This is a genomic window from Streptomyces sp. NPDC006798, assembly GCF_040635975.1.
Classification (GTDB): Bacteria; Actinomycetota; Actinomycetes; order Streptomycetales; family Streptomycetaceae; genus Streptomyces.
The window spans coordinates 49,870-69,560 of sequence record NZ_JBEYIS010000042.1 but is presented as its reverse complement, the minus strand read 5'-3'; the positions used below and the strand labels follow the sequence as shown (position 1 = coordinate 69,560).

The following is a 19,691-nucleotide window of genomic DNA, read 5'->3' as shown; positions in this document are numbered from 1 at the left end:
CCCCCTGCGCCTGGCGGCGCGGGTGGGGGCACCTCCCGGGCGGAGCCCAGGGGGCGTACCCCCACCGCGTGGACTCCCTCCTCCGCCTTGCGATCGCACGCACCGGACCCCGCTCACTCATCCGGCCTGATCCACAAGAAACTCCCTACGGGACAGTCCTCAGCAGTCACCCCCACCCCGGGGCCGCCCCCACCGGCCCCGGCCGTCCACCGCCCGCAGACCGCGCAGCTTCCACATCCCGTACAGCGCCATCACCGGTTTGGCGGCCATCCACTCACCGAGCCGGTAGTCGTCCGCGCGGACCAGCCTCCGAGCCAGATCGGGACGCTGCCGCCACAAGTAGGCACGGGCCATGAACGCATGAGCCGGCTGAGAGACGATTTTGATCCGGTCCGCGTCCTCGACCAGCGGAATCACATTCGCGATGTTCTCCCAGGTCGTGGTCGACCGCTCCTCCAGCACCACCGTGCCGTCGAAGCCGAGCACCGACGTGGCGTACTCCGCCATCACCCGCGCCTCCGCCACCCCGCCCCCGGGCGCCCCACCACTGAAGACCACCCGCCCCCCGTCCACGGAACGCACCCCGGCCCGCACACGCCACCGGTTGATCGCATTCGCCGTCTCCCCGGGATTCCGGTACCCCAACACCACCACGGCCTCGGACCCGCTCCGGCAATCCCCCAGAAGCGCCCGCGACCAACGCCAGTTCACCCACTCCCCCCACCCCACGACCACGACCCCGGCCACCACCAGCCCCGTCCTTCGCCACATGCGGCGACTCTAGGCCAAGCCCCCGGAGACGAGGCGACGTCACGACATGGCTCGCTAGGGTGACGATTGCCGGGCGTAGTCGGGCCGGATCGGAGTGCGGAGAGTCGTGGGCGGTCTTACGGAAGCACAGCTGAGGGCACTCGCAGGGGCGCGTTCCTTCGAGCGGGGCCTCGGCTACGTCGACGCGGTCTCCGATATGGAGGTCGGTGACAACCGGATCTCGGCATCGATTCGCGGCACCGGGCGGTACGAGGCGGTACTCGTCCTGGGCGAGCGCCGAGGCCCGTCGGGTACGTGCTCCTGCCCGTACGGGCAGGAGGGCAACTTCTGCAAACACCTGGTGGCCCTCGGCCTGACCGCGATGGCGCACGAGGCGGATCTCCCCCGACGGCGGGAATCGGCCCGGGAACGGACGCGCGGCCTCGACACCTGGCTGTCCGGCCTGTCGCAGGAGCGGTTGCTCACACTCGTACGGGACGAGATGACCGCGGACCGACGGCTGCGCCACCGCCTGGAACTGCGCGCGGCGAGTGCCCGGGGAGACGTGGACGGCATCCGTTCCCGCCTCCGTGAGCTGCTCGACATCAGCCCGTTCGCCCGATACGGCTACGTCGAGTACGCCGATGCCCGCGCCTACGCCGACCAGGCGGGGCAGGCCGTGTCCGCGATCCGGTCGCTCACGGACTCGGGCCGGGCCGCCGACGCGACGGTGCTCGCCCGGGAGGCGATCGGGCTGCTCGCGGGAATGGCCGACAGCGTCGACGACTCCGACGGAGCGCTCGGCCGGATCGGTACCGGCCTCGCCGCCGCCCACCACGACGCCTGTCGCCGAGCCCACCCCGATCCGGAGGAACTCGCGCGCTGGCTGGTCACCCACACCCTCGACGACGCGGCCCACCTCACCGACATCGACCCGCTCGCCTACGAGCAACCGCTCGGCGAGCGGGGGATGGCCGCCCTGCGCCGGTACGCGGACGACGCCTGGCGGGCCAACCGCACCGGCTGGGCAGAGAAGGACCTGATGCGACGCCTCGCCGAGTCCGGGCGGGACATCGACACGGTGATCGCCGTACACGCCGCCGACCTCGCGCCGGACGGTCGCACCCACCTCCTCGTCGCCCGTGAACTCGACACGGCCGGTCGCACCGCCGAAGCCCTGGAGTGGGCCGAGCGCGGCATCCGCGAGATCGAGGACCTCGCCATCGTCGACACCGCCCTGGTCGACTATCTCGCCGACCGCTACACCCGGGCCGCCCGGCTCGCCGACGCCGTCACCCTGCGCCGCGACCACTTCGCCGCTCGCCGCAGCCTGCTCGCCTACCAGTGCCTGCGCGCCGCGGCCGAGGCCGCCACGTGCTGGCGGGCCGAACGTGCGAAGGCCCTGGCCCTGCTGCGAGCCGACGCCGATGCCGAACGGGCGGACACCTGCCGCGGCCGGCCCCTCGTCGACGTCCTGCTGGACGACCAGGACACCGAAGCCGCCTGGCGCGCGGCCGACGAGTACGGAACCCACGACGACCAGTGGCTCACCCTCGCCGACCGGTCCTGCCCGACCCGCCCCGCGGACGCCCTCGCCGTCTACCTCCGCCTGGCCGTCCGGCTCACCCGCGAGACCGGCAATCGTGCCTACGAACAACTCGTCGCCCTGCTCCTGAGCATCCGCGACTGCCACCGGCGCCTCGGCACCCCCGACGACTTCACCGCGTACCTCACCGACCTGCGCGCCACTCAGAAGCGGAAGCGGAACCTGATGCGCGTGTTGGAGCGGCACGGCTTGTGATCCGGAACGACGGTTCAGGGACCGCTGCGGCCTCGGAGGCGCTGGCCGTCGGCCCCGGTCCCGTCGGTCATTCCCTTCTACGCAGGGGATTCGCGGTCGCCGCGCAAGGTTGAACAAATCCGGCCGGTCCACCATCGTGCGGCCAGTAGCATGGCGAGCTGTGACGTAGGGGAGCGATTGTGTTACTGGGGGTTTGACGTGGCGCTGGATGGGCCCAGCCTGGGCAAGATGCTGGATGACGTGGCGGCTGGCAGGATCCAGCTCCCCGACTTCCAGCGACAGTGGAAGTGGGACGACGACCGGATCCGCGCCCTGTTGGCGACCGTGACACTCGAGTATCCGCTGGGTGTCGCGATGACGCTGGAGACAGGTGGCGACGCCCAGTTCAAGGCCCGGCCGCTGCACGGCACCGATGTGCAGTCGCACGTGATGCCGGAGCAACTGCTTCTCGACGGTCAGCAGCGGCTGACCTCCTTGTTCCAGGCGCTGAGGTCCGACCGGCCGGTCGAGACGACGGGCGCGCGGAACAAGCCGCTCAGGCGCTGGTATTACATCGACATCGTCAAGGCGGTGGACGAGTCGGCGGACCGTGACGAGGCGATCGTGTCCGTCCCCGAGGACCGGGTGGTGCGCGGCGCGTACGGCCACGCGACCCGGGACCTCTCGACGCGCGAGAAGGAGTGCGCGAGCGGCCTGTTCCCCCTGAACCTGATCTATGAACCGGACCTGACCGGGAAGTGGCAGAGGGCCTATGTGAGTGGTGGTGACGACCGCTGGGACCTGTGGTCGGCCTTCCAGGCCCGGGTCATCGACACGGTCAAGGGCTTCAAAGTGCCGTTGATCCGCCTCCCGAAGGAAACCCGCAAGGAAGCGGTGTGCTCGGTCTTCGAACGGGTGAACACGGGCGGCGTCGTCCTCAATGTCTTCGAGCTGCTCACGGCGACCTATGCGGGCGACACCCAGTATTCGGCGAGACACGGTGGCCAGGACTTCAGCCTTATCAAGGACTGGCAGGCCATCAAGGGCAGGCTCTGCGCCGACTACCAGGTGTTCGGCACCTTGGACAAGGACAGCGGTCAGGAGACCGGGCTCACGAGCCTCGACTTCCTGCAGGCCATCGCGCTGGTGCGTACGTACCGCCGCAAGAAGGAGTTCCTGGCGGAGCACCCCGGAGCGTCGAACGCCCCCGCGGTGAGCTGCAAGCGCCGCGATCTGCTGCATCTTCCGTTGACCGACTATACGGAGATCGCTCCGAAGACGGCCGATGCGTTGTCCTGGGTGGGCCGCTTCCTGGCCACACAGCATGTCTTCCGCGAGCGTGACCTGCCGTACGGATCGCAGGTGGTCCCCCTGGCGGCCATCGCCGTCCTGCTGGGGGAGACGCTGCGGGACCCGGATGCCCAGGAGAGGCTGGCCCGCTGGTACTGGTGCGGTGTCCTCGGCGAACTGTACGGCGGCGTCACGGACACCCGGTTCGTGCGGGATGTCGAGCAGGTGGTCGGCTGGATCAAGGACAGTGGTACGGAGCCCGACACCGTCACCCAGGCGACCTTCCAGGAACAGCGCCTGCACCGGCTCACCTCACGCAACAGCGCCGCGTACAAGGGCATCCACGCCCTTCTTCTGAAAGAGGGCGCGATCGACTGGTTCTTCCACGGGGAACCCATCAACGAACAGTTCCTGATCGGGCAGTACGTGGACATCCGGCAGGTCTTCCCGAAGGCGTGGTTCGAGCACAACGGCGTGGACGGCTCCCGGATGAGCAGCATCGTCAACAAGACGCCGTTGTCCTACCGGGCGCTCCAGGCGATGGGGGCCAGTGAGCCGTCGGCGTATCTGACCGCCTTCGAGCGGCATACCGGCAGCCCGGGGCCCTGGTTCGACGACATCGTCGGAACCCACCTCATCGACGCGAAGACGCTGCGCGCGGACGACTTCGACGCTTTCTACCGGGATCGGACAACCAGGCTTCTGGAACTCGTGGAGCGGGAAATGGGCAAGGCCGCGGTGCGCGAGGGGGCGAACGATGCCGACGCCGGATGATGCCACCGTCAAGGGGCTGGAAGGCACGACCCTGACGATCCGGAGCCTGCTGTCGCTATGGGGCTATCGGATCCGTGACCACGCGTCCGTCCCACAGATCCGGCTCGACCTGGCGAACGCGGGCCTGCACACGGTTCCGGACTTCGCGGCCGGCTCACGGGACGACGAGGTCGCGATCGTGCCGATCGGCCACCAGCGGGGTCCGGCCGCCGATACCGGTGAGACGGACGACGCCCCTGAGCAGGACCCGGCCGACGAATCCGAGGAAGCCGTCGGAGTCTTCCCCCAGACGGCCATGCGGGTACACGACCTGCCCTGTGCCCACAGGGTCGTATCGATCACGCCCGATGAGCCGCTCTCCGCGGCCATGGGCAGGATGGCGGAGCACGGGTACTCACAGCTTCCCGTGATCGACGCGTCCGGAACCCTGCACGGAGTCGTCACCTGGGCCTCGATCGCGCACATGCACGCGACCGGGCGCAAGCAGTGTCTGGCCGGGGCGATCAGCACCGAGTACGAGATCGTCAACGCCACTGCTCACCTGCTGCCGGTCCTGCCGGCTATCCGTGCGCACGAGTTCGTCCTCGTCCGAGCCGCCGACGGGCAGGTGAGCGGCATCGTCACCTCCGCCGATCTCGCCGGCGAGTTCGGCACGGTGGCCCGCCCCTTCTTCACCCTGGGCGAGATCGAGCGCCGACTGCGGCGCTGTCTGGGACGTGTCTACGACGAGACCGACGTCCAGAAGGTGCACAAGAAGAGGACCTCGGTCGACGAGATGATGTTCGGCGAGTACATCCGCCTCCTGAACGATGAGGAACGCTGGAACAAGCTCGGGTGGCCTCTCGTCGACAAGGATCACTTCATCGGAGTGCTCAGCCGTGTGAAGGACGTCCGCAACACCGTCATGCACTTCAACGCGCCGTCCCTCAGAACCGAACAGCTCGACCTGCTCGACAGCTTCGTCTCCATGCTGCGTCTGTACGACCCCGACTACGCGGCGACCGGCACGGGCTGAGCGGTCAGAGGCTTCTCAGGCGCTTCCCTCGAAGCGTTCCAGGCAGGATTCGAACCTGTGCGCACGTCCGGGAGTGATTGTTCAGATCATCCCGGACGTGTGGAAGAAGAGGTTCGGCTCTCTGTGCCCGCCCCGGAGGTATCGAGGAGTCTCTGACCGGAGGGCTTTGTGCCGATCATGGATCCACCTCGGCACCACGGGCGCATCGACGGCCACGAGGAGGCGGCCGACGCGAAGAACGCGAAGGCGCTGGAGGGGGAGGGCGACACAGTCCGATGAGTGTGTCGGAGGTGTGTCGCGAACACTGAGAGGCAATGAGAAAGAGCGGGAGTCAGTGAGACTGACTTCCGCTCTCTCATGTCGGCATCCGCACTGGCCAGGGCATGGTTTCCGCTGACTGACCGGCGAGTGCCCCCGGCAGGATTCGAACCTGCGCACACGGCTCCGGAGGCCGTTGCTCTATCCCCTGAGCTACGGGGGCGCACTGTCTGCCTCGGGCTGTCTCCCTCGGCGACAGGTAGAACACTATCAGCTCTCCGAGGGTGCCCGTGAACAGGTATTTCGGCGGGGTGGTCGGCGCGGGTGGGGGCGTCGTCACCCGGGCCGGGGTCGCCCGGAGGGGGTGGAAGTGGGGAAAAGCCGGACGCGGTCGCGGGCGTCGACCTACTCTCGAGTTGTGTCAGGTGCGTCCGGGCGGGTGCTCGTTGTCGATGACAATCGAGTCATCCGGCAGTTGATCAGGGTCAACCTCGAGCTGGAGGGCTTCGAGGTGGTGACCGCGGGCGATGGTGCCGAGTGCCTGGAGGTCGTGCGGGAGGTGCGGCCCGATGTGGTGACGCTGGATGTCGTGATGCCGCGGCTGGACGGGCTGAGGACCGCCGCGCGGCTGCGGGAGGATCCGGCGACGCGGCATCTGCCGGTGGCGATCATCAGTGCCTGTACGCAGTACGAGGTGGAGAGCGGGATCGCCGCGGGGGTCGACGCCTTTCTGGCGAAGCCCTTCGAGCCCGCCGATCTCGTACGGCTCGTGCGGCGGTTGGCGGAGCGTGACGGGACGCCCGTGGTGGAGGAGCGGCGCGGGGTCGGGCGGGCCGGGACCGCGCGGGGCTGACCGGATGGCGAAACGGGTCGCTGCCGGACTCCCCTCCTCGCCTACGCTGGTCCCGTGACCCCCGCCCAGCTCTCCCGTACCGTGCGCCACGCCGTGTGCCGCGCGGTGGAGGACGGTGTGCTGCGGGTCGCGGTCCCCGATGACGTACGGATGGAACGGCCCCGGCCCGGTGGGTGCGGGGACTGGGCCACCGGGGTCGCGCTGCGGCTCGCCGGGGACGCCGGGGAGCCCGCGCGGGTGGTCGCCGAGCGGCTGCGGGAGCGGATCGCCGACCGGCCGGGAGTGGCCGCCGTGGAGATCACCGGGCCCGGGTTCCTCAACATCACCCTGAGCGGGGATCCCGCCGGGCGGCAGCGCGAGATCGTCGCCGGGGCGGAGGGGGCGGTCCGGAGCATCGCCGATGCCCGGCGCTCGTATCCGCCCCTGCCGGGGAGCCGGGCCGTCGTCTGGGACGAGGTCGTCGGACTGCTCCGGCGGATCGATGGAAGCGACAGCGACACGGCCGACGGGCATGTACGGCGGCCGAAGGTCGTCGACCATCCCGACACCACCGCCGTGCTCGGCGCCGACGCCACCCGGTGGGCCTTTCTCTCCGTCGCCGCGCGGGACGCCCCGCGGGCCGGCGCCGGGCTGTTGCGGCAGCACGAGACCAACCCCCTGTTCACCGTGCGGTACGCACACGCCCGGGCCCGCGCCCTGAGCCGGAACGCCGCCGCCCTGGGGTTCGGGGCGGACCGGGCCGAGTACGCCGAGACGGATGTCGAGCGGTGGATCGCCGACTTCCCCGGCGCCCTGGGCGCCGCCGCCCGGCTGCGGGCGCCCGACCGGGTCGCCCGGCATCTGGAGGGGACCGCCGACGCCCTGCTCGGGCTCCAGCCCGCCGTACTGCCCGTCGGCGAGGAGAAACCCCTGGCCGCCCACCGCTCCCGGCTCGCGCTCGCCGAAGCCGCCGGGGCGGTGCTCGCCGGTGGCCTCTCCCTGCTCGGCATCAGCGCACCCGACCATTGGTGAAAGAGATTCGACGATGAGCCGTTCCGCACACCCCGCCGGGCCCCGGCACGCCGATGTCCTGCCCGAGGGGCACTACGCGGCGCCGCCCGCCGACCTCAACGCCCTCGACCCGGCGATCTGGGCCCGGACCGTGACCCGGGACACCGACGGCGTCGTCGCCGTCGGCGGGATCCCGGTGACCCGGCTGGCGGAGGAGTTCGGCACGCCCGGCTACTTCCTCGACGAGGAGGACTTCCGGGCCCGCTGCCGCGCCTGGGCGGAGGCGTTCGGGCCCGGTGCCGACGTCTTCTACGCCGGGAAGGCGTTCCTCAGCCGGGCCGTCGTCCGCTGGCTGCACGAGGAGGGCCTCAACCTCGACGTCTGCTCCGCGGGCGAGCTGCGGACCGCTCTCGACGCGGGCATGCCCGCCGAGCGGATCGCGTACCACGGCAACAACAAGTCCCCCGAGGAGATCGAGCGGGCGATCGGGGCCGGGGTCGGCCGGATCGTGCTCGACTCCTTCCAGGAGATCGTCCGGGTCGCCCACACCGCCGAGCGGCTCGGCAAGCGGCAGAAGGTGCTGATCCGGGTCACCGTCGGCGTCGAGGCGCACACCCACGAGTTCATCGCCACCGCCCACGAGGACCAGAAGTTCGGCATCCCGCTCGCCGGGGACCAGGCCGCCGAAGCCGTCCGCCGGGCCCTCGGCCTCGACGGGCTCGAACTGGTCGGCATCCACTCCCACATCGGTTCGCAGATCTTCGACACCTCCGGCTTCGAGGTCGCCGCCCACCGCGTCGTCGGCCTGCTGAAGCGGGTCCGCGACGAGCACGGCGTCGAACTGCCCGAGATCGACCTCGGCGGCGGCCTCGGCATCGCCTACGTCCCGGGCGACGACCCCCGTGAACCGCGGCACATCGCCAAGGCCCTGCACGAGATCGTCACCCGCGAGTGCGAGGCCGCCGGGCTGCGCACCCCCCGGATCTCCGTCGAGCCCGGCCGCGCCATTGTCGGCCCCACCGCCTTCACCCTCTACGAGGTCGGCACCATCAAGCCCCTGGAGGGGCTGCGGACGTACGTCAGCGTCGACGGCGGCATGTCGGACAACATCCGCACGGCGCTCTACGACGCCGAGTACAGCGTCGTCCTGGTCTCCCGCACCTCCGACGCGCCGCCGATGCTCAGCCGGGTCGTCGGCAAGCACTGCGAGAGCGGCGACATCGTGGTCAAGGACGCCTTCCTCCCGGCCGACCTCGCCCCCGGCGATCTGATCGCCGTCCCCGCCACCGGCGCCTACTGCCGCTCGATGGCCAGCAACTACAACCACGCGCTGCGCCCGCCCGTCGTGGCGGTCTCGAAGGGCGCGGCGCGGGTGATCGTCCGGCGTGAGACGGAGGAAGATCTGTTGCGTCTCGATGTCGGTTGATGGAGATAGATGTCTCGGATACCGGACGGAGCATAGAAAATGCTGTCCGGTGCGTGAGACTGGACCCACCCGAAATGCTGAGAAACGAGGTCGGATGATGCGTACGCGTCCGCTGAAAGTGGCGCTGCTGGGCTGTGGAGTGGTCGGCTCAGAGGTGGCGCGCATCATGACGACGCACGCCGACGACCTCGCGGCCCGGATCGGCGCCCCCGTGGAACTCGCGGGAGTGGCCGTCCGCCGCCCCGACAAGGTGCGCGAGGGCATCGACCCGGCCCTGGTCACCACCGATGCCACGGCCCTGGTGAAACGGGACGACATCGATGTGGTGATCGAGGTCATCGGCGGGATCGAGCCCGCCCGCACCCTGATCACCACCGCCTTCGAGCACGGCGCGTCCGTGGTGTCCGCGAACAAGGCGCTGCTCGCCGAGGACGGGGCCACCCTCTACGCCGCCGCCGAGAAGCACGGCAAGGACCTCTACTTCGAGGCCGCCGTCGCCGGTGCCATCCCGCTGATCCGGCCGCTGCGCGAATCGCTCGCGGGCGACAAGGTCAACCGGGTCCTCGGCATCGTCAACGGCACCACCAACTTCATCCTCGACAAGATGGACGGCTCCGGCGCCGGCTACACCGAGGCGCTGGACGAGGCCACCGCCCTCGGGTACGCCGAGGCCGACCCGACCGCCGACGTCGAGGGTTTCGACGCCGCCGCCAAGGCCGCGATCCTGGCCGGGATCGCCTTCCACACCCGGGTCCGGCTGGACGACGTCCACCGCGAGGGCCTGACCGAGGTCACGGCCGCCGACATCGCCTCCGCCAAGCGGATGGGCTGCACGGTCAAGCTGCTGGCGATCTGCGAGCGGGCCGCCGACGGCAAGTCCGTGACCGCCCGGGTCCACCCGGCGATGATCCCGCTCAGCCATCCGCTGGCCTCCGTCCGTGAGGCGTACAACGCGGTCTTCGTCGAGGCCGAGGCCGCCGGGCAGCTGATGTTCTACGGCCCCGGCGCGGGCGGCGCGCCCACCGCGTCCGCCGTCCTGGGCGACCTGGTCGCCGTCTGCCGCAACAAGCTCGCCGGGGCCACCGGGCCGGGCGAGTCCGCCTACACCCAGCTGCCGGTCAGCTCCATGGGTGAGGTGGTGACGCGGTACCACATCAGTCTCGACGTGGCCGACAAGCCGGGCGTGCTCGCCCAGGTCGCGACGGTCTTCGCCGAGCACGGGGTGTCGATCGACACCGTCCGTCAGCAGGGCAAGGACGGGGAGGCATCCCTCGTCGTCGTCACCCACCGCGCGCCCGACGCCGCCCTCTCGGGGACGGTCCGGGCGCTGCGGGAGCTCGACACCGTGCGCGGTGTCGCCAGCATCATGCGTGTTGAAGGGGAGTAACCAGCAATGACCCACCAGTGGCGCGGCATCATCGAGGAGTACCGGGACCGGCTCCCGGTGACGGACACCACGCCCGTCGTCACACTCCGTGAGGGTGGGACGCCCCTCGTCCCGGCGCAGGTGCTCTCCGAGCGCACCGGCTGCGAGGTCCACCTCAAGGTCGAGGGGGCCAATCCGACCGGCTCCTTCAAGGACCGCGGGATGACGATGGCGATCACCCGCGCCAAGGAGGAGGGGGCGAAGGCCGTCATCTGCGCCTCCACCGGCAATACCTCCGCGTCGGCCGCCGCCTACGCGGTGCGCGCCGGGATGGTGTGCGCGGTCCTCGTCCCCCAGGGGAAGATCGCCCTGGGCAAGATGGGCCAGGCGCTGGTCTACGGTTCGAAGATCCTCCAGGTCGACGGCAACTTCGACGACTGCCTGGATCTGGCGCGAAATCTGTCCGAGAACTATCCGGTGGCCCTGGTCAATTCGGTCAATCCCTATCGGATCGAAGGTCAGAAGACGGCGTCCTTCGAGATCGTCGACGCCCTCGGCGACGCCCCGGACATCCATGTCCTGCCGGTCGGCAACGCGGGCAACATCACCGCCTACTGGAAGGGCTACCGGGAGTACGCGGCCGACGGCCCGGCCACCCGCACTCCCCGGATGTGGGGCTTCCAGGCGTCCGGCTCCGCGCCGATCGTCCGGGGCGAGATCGTCAAGGACCCGTCGACCATCGCCACCGCGATCCGGATCGGCAACCCGGCCTCCTGGCAGCAGGCGCTGGCCGCCCGGGACGACTCCGGCGGCGCCATCGACGAGGTGACGGACCGTGAGATCCTGCGGGCCTACCGGCTGTTGGCCTCCCAGGAGGGCGTCTTCGTCGAGCCGGCGTCCGCCGCGTCCGTGGCGGGCCTGCTGAAGGCCGCCGAGGCCGGAAAGGTCGACCCGGGTCAGCGGATCGTCTGCACGGTCACCGGCAATGGGCTGAAGGACCCGGACTGGGCCGTCGCGGGCGCTCCGCAGCCGGTCACCGTGCCGGTGGACGCGCCGACGGCCGCCGCGCGGCTCGGACTCGCCTGAGCGTCCCGTACGGCCCTGTCCCGTACGGCTCCGTACGGAACACCCGGTCCGGCCCCCGCGGCCGGGCCGGGTCGGCCGCAACGGGCCGGAATCAGGACCTCCGGATGCCTGGAACGGCCGGAAAGCATCGATCCGTTCGAGCCGTTCGAGCCCCGGTCGAGGCGTAATACCCCGGTGGAAAGCATCCCAAGCCGGGCGGTGACGGAGGCCGAGGCACAGGAGGCTCGCGACACGCATCGTGCGCCTCCTGTGCGCCCTATGTCGCCGCGGAACCTTCCTTCGATAGGCTGTACCGAACCCACCCACCGCATATGCCGGTGCAGGGGTGCGGCCGTCCGTCGCGGCCCCCGGGGGTCGACCCCTCCCGAATCCGCGCGCCGCCCGTCAGTACATCCGCACATCTGTTCCGCCCTTCCCCGCCCCCGATTCCGCAGACCCCCCCGAGAATTTCGACACCACAGTCACCGCCCGTCCCTTGCGTCACAAGGGTCAGAGCCAAGGAGAGTCATCGAGCGATGGCCGGTCCAGCGTTCCGCGCCGCCGCCGTCCGGGTGCGCACCCCCGCCACCAGCGCCAACCTCGGCCCCGGCTTCGACGCCTTCGGGCTGTCGCTGGGGCTCTACGACGATGTCGTCGTCCGGGTCGCGGACTCCGGGCTGCATATCGACATCGCGGGCGAGGGCGCGTCGACGCTGCCCCGCGACGAGAGCCATCTGCTCGTCCGCTCCCTGCGTACCGCCTTCGACCTGCTCGGCGGGCAGCCGCGCGGCCTCGAAGTGGTCTGTGCCAACCGGATCCCGCACGGCCGCGGACTCGGTTCCTCGTCGGCCGCCATCTGCGCCGGGATCGTCGCCGCCCGCGCGGTGACCATAGGAGGCGAGGCCCGGCTCGACGACACGGCGCTGCTGGAGCTGGCCACCGAGATCGAGGGGCACCCCGACAACGTCGCCGCCTGCCTGCTGGGCGGTTTCACCCTCGCCTGGACCGACGGGGGAGCGGCCCGGGCCATCAGGATGGACCCCGCCGATTCCGTCGTTCCGGTGGTTTTCGTCCCCGAGAAGCCGGTGCTCACGGAGACCGCGCGGGGACTGCTGCCGCGTACCGTCCCCCATGTGGACGCCGCCGCGAACGCCGGTCGCGCCGCCTTGCTGGTCGAGGCGCTGACCAGGCGTCCCGAGCTCTTGCTGCCCGCCACGGAGGACCGGCTCCACCAGGAGTACCGCGCCCCGGCGATGCCGCAGAGCGTCGACCTTGTCAACCGACTGCGCGCCGACGGCGTCCCTGCAGTCATCTCCGGTGCGGGCCCCACGGTGCTCGCGCTGGCCGAGAACAGTGCGGCCGACCAGGTCGCACGGCTCGCGGGCGAGGGCTGGGCCGCCAACCGGCTGGCCTTCGACGCCGCGGGTACGAGCGTGCTGCCGCTCGTACCGTCCGACGCCGTGCCGCCCGCCGAGGAACCGTCCCCCGACGGCTCCGGGCGGACGCATCGGGCCGGGGACGGTACGCGGCCGGGCGACACGTCCTCCGGGTGAGCCGTCCGGGGGCCGTGGGCCGTCGCGGGGGGTATGCCGTACGACGCGGTGACCGCGCCGGACGCGCCGTACCGGCCGCGGGGTGCCACCGGAGCACCGCGGCCGCGGGATTCCACCCGAATCCCGGCCCGGGGGCGGCGCGGATTACCGCGGTGATTCCCGGGGACACGAGATTGCCGGTGATGGAGAGGGGGAATGTTTGTTGGAGCCGGTAGTGTTAACCTCAAGTCAGCGCCCGAAGCCTTCATGGCTCGGAGCTTCGTGTCCCGCATCGGGACCGCCAATTCTTCCGGGAGCCTCCCCGACTGCCTGAGCAGCCTGCCTGAGCAGTATCGAGCACGCTCCGGAACCGGCACGACACCTCACGCTCCGCCGATCAGTGGCCGAGCGGGGGGGACCTCGGGCCGGATCGCAAGTATCTGCTTCTCCGCCGTCCGCAGAGCCGGCGGGGACCACCGCCCCGGCACGGTCGTATCACCGACCGCGTTCGGACAGCACAACCGGTCGCCGAGCCAGATGGCCGACGTCCGCTCCAGGGAAGGACCCTTCGTGAGCGACACCACCGATCTGATGGGCGTGACTGCCGACAACCCCGTCGACACTTCCGCGCCCGCCGCAGGTGCTGCCTCCGGCACCACCGCCCGGCGCCGCCGTTCCGGCACCGGCCTCGAGGGCATGGTCCTGGCCGAGCTGCAGCAGGTCGCGTCCGGCCTCGGGATCAGGGGCACCGCGCGGATGCGCAAGAGCCAGCTGATCGAGGTCATCAAGGAGGCGCAGGCAGGCGGCGGGGCCGCCCCGGCCAAGAAGACCGCCGAGCCGGAGGCCAAGGCCGCCGAGGCGAAGCCGAAGCGCCGCGCCACCTCGAAGGCGCGTACCGACGCCGACGCCGGTGACGGCGAGAAGGCCGCGCCCGCCGAGAAGACGGCGAAGGCCGAGCCGGCCGAGAAGGCCGCCCAGCAGCAGATCGAGATCCCCGGCCAGCCGGCCAGCGACGACACCCCGGCCGTCGAGCGCCGCCGCCGCCGCGCCACGGCGCAGGCGGGCAGCCCCGAGACGCACGCCGAGGGCTCCGTCGCCGTCAAGGAGGCCAAGGAGGTCTCCCGTACCGACGCGCAGGACGGGTCCGGGCAGGACGGCGAGGGCCGCAAGGACCGCGGCGACCGCGGTCAGCGCGGCGACCGCGGTGACCGCGGCGAGCGCCGGGACCGTCAGCGCGGCCGCGGCAAGGGCGACGACCAGCAGGGCGGCCAGCGCCAGCAGGGCGGCGGCCAGCGGCAGCAGCAGGGCGGCCAGCAGAGCGGCCCGCAGGACGACTTCGACGAGGACGGCAGCGGTCGCCGCGGTCGCCGGGGCCGTTACCGCGACCGCCGGGGCCGTCGTGGCGGCCGTGAGGAGTTCGCGGGTGAGCCGCAGGTCGCCGACGACGACGTGCTGATCCCGGTCGCGGGCATCCTCGACATCCTCGACAACTACGCGTTCATCCGCACCTCGGGCTACCTCCCGGGCCCCAACGACGTGTACGTCTCCCTGGCGCAGGTCCGCAAGAACGGGCTGCGCAAGGGCGATCACGTCACCGGCGCGGTCCGGCAGCCCAAGGAGGGCGAGCGCCGCGAGAAGTTCAACGCGCTGGTCCGGCTGGACTCCGTCAACGGCATGGCGCCCGAATCGGGCCGCGGACGGCCGGAGTTCAACAAGCTGACGCCGCTCTACCCGCAGGACCGGCTCCGGCTGGAGACCGACCCGGGCGTGCTGACCACCCGGATCATCGACCTGGTGTCGCCGATCGGCAAGGGGCAGCGCGGCCTGATCGTGGCCCCGCCGAAGACCGGCAAGACCATGATCCTGCAGGCGATCGCCAACGCCATCACGGTCAACAGCCCCGAGTGCCATCTGATGGTCGTCCTCGTCGACGAGCGGCCCGAAGAGGTCACCGACATGCAGCGGTCGGTCAAGGGCGAGGTCATCTCCTCGACCTTCGACCGCCCGGCCGAGGACCACACCACCGTCGCGGAGCTGGCCATCGAGCGGGCCAAGCGCCTGGTCGAGCTGGGTCACGACGTGGTCGTCCTGCTGGACTCCATCACCCGTCTGGGCCGCGCCTACAACCTGGCCGCGCCCGCCTCCGGACGCATCCTCTCCGGTGGTGTCGACTCGACCGCGCTCTACCCGCCGAAGCGGTTCTTCGGTGCCGCGCGGAACATCGAGGACGGCGGCTCGCTGACCATCCTGGCCACCGCACTGGTCGACACCGGCTCGCGGATGGACGAGGTGATCTTCGAGGAGTTCAAGGGCACCGGCAACATGGAGCTGAAGCTCGACCGGAAGCTCTCCGACAAGCGCATCTTCCCGGCGGTGGACGTCGACGCGTCCAGCACCCGCAAGGAGGAGATCCTGCTCGGCGGCGAGGAGCTGGCCATCGTCTGGAAGCTCCGCCGGGTGCTGCACGCGCTCGACCAGCAGCAGGCGATCGAGCTGCTGCTGGACAAGATGAAGCAGACGAAGTCGAACGCCGAGTTCCTGCTCCAGATCCAGAAGACGACGCCGTCCTCCGGTAACAACGACTGATCGCGTCGCGGCCGCAGTACCCCCGCGGGCCCCGTCACCTTCGCAGGTGGCGGGGCCCGCGTCTGCGTACGGTGGCGCCCGTGCCACGGTCCGTGGCGGTTTTCTCAGCGTCTTCTCACGCGCTTCTCACGACCGCATGCAACCCTTTTGGGGGCAGTAACGTCCTACCAATGGCTGAACAAAGCTGGACATAACCGGAAATCTGTCACCGAAGAGCGACGGAGGGTGAGAGCCGCGGGATCGCGGCGGGACCGCCGGGAGGCGCGCGGAGAGCGAGAGCGGAGAGACCATGAACGAGCGGAGCGGCCGGGAAGGCCGGATAGCCGGGGGCGGCGGGAGCGATCGCCGACCGCGCTCCCGGCGCCGTAGAGCCGCCGTCGTCACGGCCTGGGCCGCCGCGGCGCTGATCGTCGTCGGCGGGTCGGGACTCGGCTACCTCTACCTCCAGCTCGACGGAAACCTCCACGGCGTCGACATCGACGCCCAGCTCTACGGCAAGGACCGGCCCCCGGACATCGGCGACGGCTCCATGGACATCCTGGTCCTCGGTTCCGACTCCCGCTCCGGCGCCAACAGCGAGTACGGCCGCGACGACGGCGCCGCCCGGGCCGACACCGCGATGGTCGTCCATGTCAACGAGGGCCACCGCAGCGCCACCGTGGTCTCCATACCCCGCGACACCCTGGTCGACCGCCCGGTCTGCACCGACCCCGACGGCGACCGGATACCCGGGGCCCGGAACGCCATGTTCAACAGCGCCTACGAGGTCGGCGGACCGGCCTGTGCCGTCGCCACCGTCGAGCGGCTGTCCGGCATCCGCATGGACCACTATCTGGAGATCGACTTCACCGGCTTCAAGAAGCTCGTCGACGAACTCGGCGGAGTGGAGATCACCACCTCCGAGGCGATCCGGGACCGCGACAGCCGACTCGACCTCACCGCCGGGACCCACACCCTCGACGGCGAGCAGGCCCTTGCCCTGGTCCGTACCCGCAAGAGCGTCGGCGACGGCAGCGACCTCGGCCGGATCCGGCTCCAGCAGGTCTTTCTGAAGGCGTTCATCGCCCAGGTCAGGGATGCCGGGCTGCTGACCGATCCGGTACGGCTCTTCGGCGTCGCCGACACCGCGACCAAGGCCGTCACCACCGACTCGGAACTGGCCTCCGTCGCCAAGCTCACCGGCTTCGCCCGGTCACTCGCCGGAATCGGCCCCTCGGACGTCCAGATGGTCACCCTGCCGGTCGGCTACGACCCCTACGACCCCAACCGGGTCGTCCCCATCGACAGCGACGCCCGACAGGTGTGGCAGGCCCTCCGCCACGACCGGCCCGTACCCGCGGCGGCGCTGCGGGACTCGGCCGCGGGCCGGGGCGGCGCCGGGCCCGTGACCAGCACCGTCCCCGGCACCGTGGCCCCCGCGGGCTGATCCCGACAGGCCCGGCCGGGCCCGGCTCGCGGTACGCCGGACGGGCCCGGGACCGGCCCGCGAACCCGCCGCGATCCCGTATCGGCGGCCCGGGACGGCCCCCGTGGGGTCCGGGGGGAATAGTTCCGGACCGACCCCGGTTTTGGGAGATACGGCCGGTCCTGGCAGACTGGTTCGTCGGCCCCGGTTCACGCGCGAGTATTCCGCCCGTGCGACCCGGCGCCCTCCCGAAACTAGGAGACACCTTGAAGCGCGAGATCCACCCCGAGTACGTCGAGACCCAGGTCAGCTGCACCTGTGGCGCGTCGTTCACCACCCGTAGCACCCTCACCAACGGCACCATCCGTGCCGAGGTCTGCTCCGAGTGCCACCCGTTCTACACGGGCAAGCAGAAGATCCTCGACACCGGTGGCCGTGTGGCCCGCTTCGAGGCCCGCTTCGGCAAGGCCGGCTCCGCCAAGAAGTAGCGAGCCAACTGCGCCGGTCACCGGCCGTTCCCGTGCCGGGGCGGCCGGGACCGGCGCTTTGACGTCCCGCAGGACCTTCGTACGAAAGCAGAGCAGGAGCCCCCGATGTTCGAGGCGGTCGAGGAACTCGTCGGTGAGCACGCCGACCTTGAGCAGCGGCTGGCCGACCCCGCCGTCCACGCCGACCAGGCGAACGCGCGCAAGCTCAACAAGCGGTACGCCGAGCTGACGCCGATCGTCGGGACGTACCGCTCCTGGAAGAGCACGGGCGACGACATCAGGACCGCCCGCGAGCTGGCCGCCGACGACCCGGACTTCGCCGCCGAGGTCAAGGAGCTGGACAAGCAGCTCGACGAGCTGACCGAGAAGCTCCGGCTGCTGCTGGTGCCCCGGGACCCCAGCGACGACAAGGACGTCATCCTGGAGGTCAAGGCGGGCGCCGGAGGCGACGAGTCGGCCCTCTTCGCCGGAGACCTGCTGCGGATGTACCTCCGCTACGCCGAGCGCGTCGGCTGGAAGACCGAGATCATCGACGCCACCGAGTCCGAGCTGGGCGGCTACAAGGACGTCCAGGTCGCGGTGAAGACCAAGGGCGGCCAGGGCGCCACCGAGCCCGGCCAGGGCGTCTGGGCCCGGCTCAAGTACGAGGGCGGCGTGCACCGCGTCCAGCGGGTGCCCGCCACCGAGTCCCAGGGCCGGATCCACACCTCCGCCGCCGGGGTCCTGGTGACCCCCGAGGCCGAGGAGATCGAGGTCGAGATCAACCCCAACGACCTGCGGATCGACGTCTACCGCTCGTCCGGGCCCGGCGGCCAGTCCGTCAACACCACCGACTCCGCCGTCCGGATCACCCACCTCCCCACCGGCGTCGTCGCCTCCTGCCAGAACGAGAAGAGCCAGCTCCAGAACAAGGAGCAGGCCCTGCGGATCCTGCGGTCCCGGCTGCTCGCCGCCGCCCAGGAGGAGGCCGAGAAGGAGGCCGCGGACCAGCGCCGCAGCCAGGTCCGTACCGTCGACCGCTCCGAGAAGATCCGTACCTACAACTTCCCGGAGAACCGCATCTCGGACCACCGCGTCGGCTTCAAGTCGTACAACCTCGACCAGGTACTCGACGGCGACCTCGACGCCGTGATCCAGGCATGTGTCGACGCTGACTCCGCCGCCAAGCTCGCCGCCGCTCAGTAAGACCGGCGCAGTAAGACACGTCCGTACGAAACGGGTGGAGGACGACCAGTGAACCTGCTGCTTGCCGAGGTGGCCCAGGCCACCCAGCGGCTGGCCGACGCCGGCGTACCGTCGCCGCGCTTCGACGCGGAGGAGCTGGCCGCGTACGTCCACGGCGTGAAGCGGGGTGAACTCCACCTCGTCAAGGACGCCGACTTCGACGCCCGCTACTGGGAGGCCGTCGCCCGCCGCGAGGCCCGCGAACCCCTCCAGCACATCACCGGACGGGCCTTCTTCCGGTATCTGGAGCTCCAGGTCGGCCCCGGGGTCTTCGTACCCCGCCCCGAGACCGAGTCCGTCGTCGGCTGGGCCATAGACGCGGTCCGCGCCATGGACGTGGTCGAACCGCTGATCGTCGACCTCTGTACGGGATCCGGCGCCATCGCCCTCGCCATGGCGCAGGAGGTGCCCCGCTCCCGGGTGCACGCCGTCGAACTCTCCGACGACGCCCTCCACTGGGCCCGCCGCAACGCCGAGGGCTCCCGCGTCACCCTCCACCAGGGGAACGCGCTCAGCGCCCTGCCCGAGCTGGACGGCCAGGTCGACCTGGTGATCTCCAACCCGCCGTACATCCCCCTCACCGAATGGGAGTACGTCGCGCCGGAGGCCCGCGACCACGACCCCCAGATGGCCCTCTTCTCCGGTGAGGACGGCCTCGACACCATCCGCGGCATCGAACGCACCGCCCACCGGCTGCTCCGCCCCGGCGGTCTTGTCGTGGTCGAACACGCCGACACCCAGGGCGGCCAGGTGCCGTGGATCTTCGCCGAGGAGTCCGGCTGGACCGACGCGGCGGACCACCCCGACCTGAACAAGCGCCCCAGGTTCGCGACCGCCCGTAAGGCGACCCCGTGACCGGGCCGGCGACCGTTCGCCCGGCCCGGCCGAC

Annotated in this window: 15 protein-coding genes and 1 tRNA gene; 14 read left to right on the top strand and 2 right to left on the bottom strand. The window is 70.8% G+C overall.

Annotated features, from left to right (window positions below; all coding sequences use genetic code 11):
- Window positions 1–159: 159 nt before the first annotated feature.
- A complete protein-coding gene (locus ABZ714_RS25530; RefSeq protein ID WP_358827655.1) occupies window positions 160–771 on the bottom strand; it encodes a YdcF family protein in 612 nt (203 codons plus the stop codon).
- Window positions 772–877: 106 nt separating this feature from the next.
- On the opposite strand from ABZ714_RS25530, the gene ABZ714_RS25525 reads away from it, so the two are divergent.
- The 3 genes from ABZ714_RS25525 (at window position 878) to ABZ714_RS25515 (ending at window position 5,609) form a co-directional block, all read left to right on the top strand.
- On the top strand, window positions 878–2,551 hold the full coding sequence (locus tag ABZ714_RS25525; protein ID WP_358827654.1) for an SWIM zinc finger family protein: 1,674 nt from the start codon (window positions 878–880) through the stop codon (window positions 2,549–2,551).
- 228 nt (window positions 2,552–2,779) lie between these two features.
- Window positions 2,780–4,594, top strand: coding sequence for a DUF262 domain-containing protein (locus tag ABZ714_RS25520; protein ID WP_358827653.1), 1,815 nt, complete (start codon window positions 2,780–2,782; stop codon window positions 4,592–4,594).
- Window positions 4,578–5,609, top strand: a complete 1,032-nt coding sequence (locus ABZ714_RS25515; protein WP_358827652.1) for a CBS domain-containing protein — start codon at window positions 4,578–4,580, stop codon at window positions 5,607–5,609. The genes ABZ714_RS25520 and ABZ714_RS25515 overlap by 17 nt, the downstream gene beginning before the upstream one ends.
- Window positions 5,610–6,018: 409 nt before the next feature.
- Here the strand turns inward: ABZ714_RS25515 and ABZ714_RS25510 are convergent.
- A tRNA-Arg gene (locus tag ABZ714_RS25510) sits at window positions 6,019–6,090 on the bottom strand.
- A 141-nt stretch (window positions 6,091–6,231) separates the two neighbouring features.
- Here ABZ714_RS25510 and ABZ714_RS25505 point away from each other — a divergent pair.
- From ABZ714_RS25505 to prmC, 11 genes are all read left to right on the top strand, one after another.
- On the top strand, window positions 6,232–6,720 hold the full coding sequence (locus tag ABZ714_RS25505; protein ID WP_358827651.1) for a response regulator: 489 nt from the start codon (window positions 6,232–6,234) through the stop codon (window positions 6,718–6,720).
- Between the two features lie 54 nt (window positions 6,721–6,774).
- Complete coding sequence (gene nrtL / locus ABZ714_RS25500; RefSeq protein ID WP_358827650.1) at window positions 6,775–7,731, top strand: ArgS-related anticodon-binding protein NrtL; 957 nt, start codon at window positions 6,775–6,777, stop codon at window positions 7,729–7,731.
- Window positions 7,732–7,744: 13 nt separating this feature from the next.
- Window positions 7,745–9,136 (top strand): diaminopimelate decarboxylase, encoded by a 1,392-nt coding sequence (lysA, locus tag ABZ714_RS25495; protein ID WP_358827649.1) that lies wholly within the window; start codon window positions 7,745–7,747, stop codon window positions 9,134–9,136.
- A 97-nt stretch (window positions 9,137–9,233) separates the two neighbouring features.
- Window positions 9,234–10,523 carry a homoserine dehydrogenase gene (locus tag ABZ714_RS25490; protein WP_358827658.1) on the top strand — a complete coding sequence of 430 codons (1,290 nt, stop codon included), beginning with the start codon at window positions 9,234–9,236 and terminating at the stop codon, window positions 10,521–10,523.
- Window positions 10,524–10,529: 6 nt separating this feature from the next.
- Window positions 10,530–11,588: a threonine synthase gene (gene thrC, locus ABZ714_RS25485; protein ID WP_358827648.1), complete on the top strand. Its 1,059-nt coding sequence runs from the start codon at window positions 10,530–10,532 to the stop codon at window positions 11,586–11,588.
- A 515-nt stretch (window positions 11,589–12,103) separates the two neighbouring features.
- Complete coding sequence (gene thrB / locus ABZ714_RS25480) at window positions 12,104–13,120, top strand: homoserine kinase (protein WP_358827647.1); 1,017 nt, start codon at window positions 12,104–12,106, stop codon at window positions 13,118–13,120.
- A gap of 549 nt (window positions 13,121–13,669) precedes the next feature.
- A complete protein-coding gene (rho, locus tag ABZ714_RS25475; RefSeq protein ID WP_358827646.1) occupies window positions 13,670–15,685 on the top strand; it encodes a transcription termination factor Rho in 2,016 nt (671 codons plus the stop codon).
- A 289-nt stretch (window positions 15,686–15,974) separates the two neighbouring features.
- Entirely contained in the window at window positions 15,975–17,111 is a 1,137-nt protein-coding gene (locus tag ABZ714_RS25470; RefSeq protein ID WP_358827645.1) for an LCP family protein, read from the top strand.
- A gap of 245 nt (window positions 17,112–17,356) precedes the next feature.
- The gene (rpmE, locus tag ABZ714_RS25465) at window positions 17,357–17,578 is read left to right on the top strand and encodes a 50S ribosomal protein L31 (protein ID WP_358827644.1); all 222 of its coding nucleotides are present in this window, start codon (window positions 17,357–17,359) and stop codon (window positions 17,576–17,578) included.
- A gap of 105 nt (window positions 17,579–17,683) precedes the next feature.
- Window positions 17,684–18,763 carry a peptide chain release factor 1 gene (gene prfA, locus ABZ714_RS25460; RefSeq protein WP_358827643.1) on the top strand — a complete coding sequence of 360 codons (1,080 nt, stop codon included), beginning with the start codon at window positions 17,684–17,686 and terminating at the stop codon, window positions 18,761–18,763.
- 48 nt (window positions 18,764–18,811) lie between these two features.
- A complete protein-coding gene (gene prmC / locus ABZ714_RS25455; protein ID WP_358827642.1) occupies window positions 18,812–19,657 on the top strand; it encodes a peptide chain release factor N(5)-glutamine methyltransferase in 846 nt (281 codons plus the stop codon).
- Window positions 19,658–19,691: the final 34 nt, after the last annotated feature.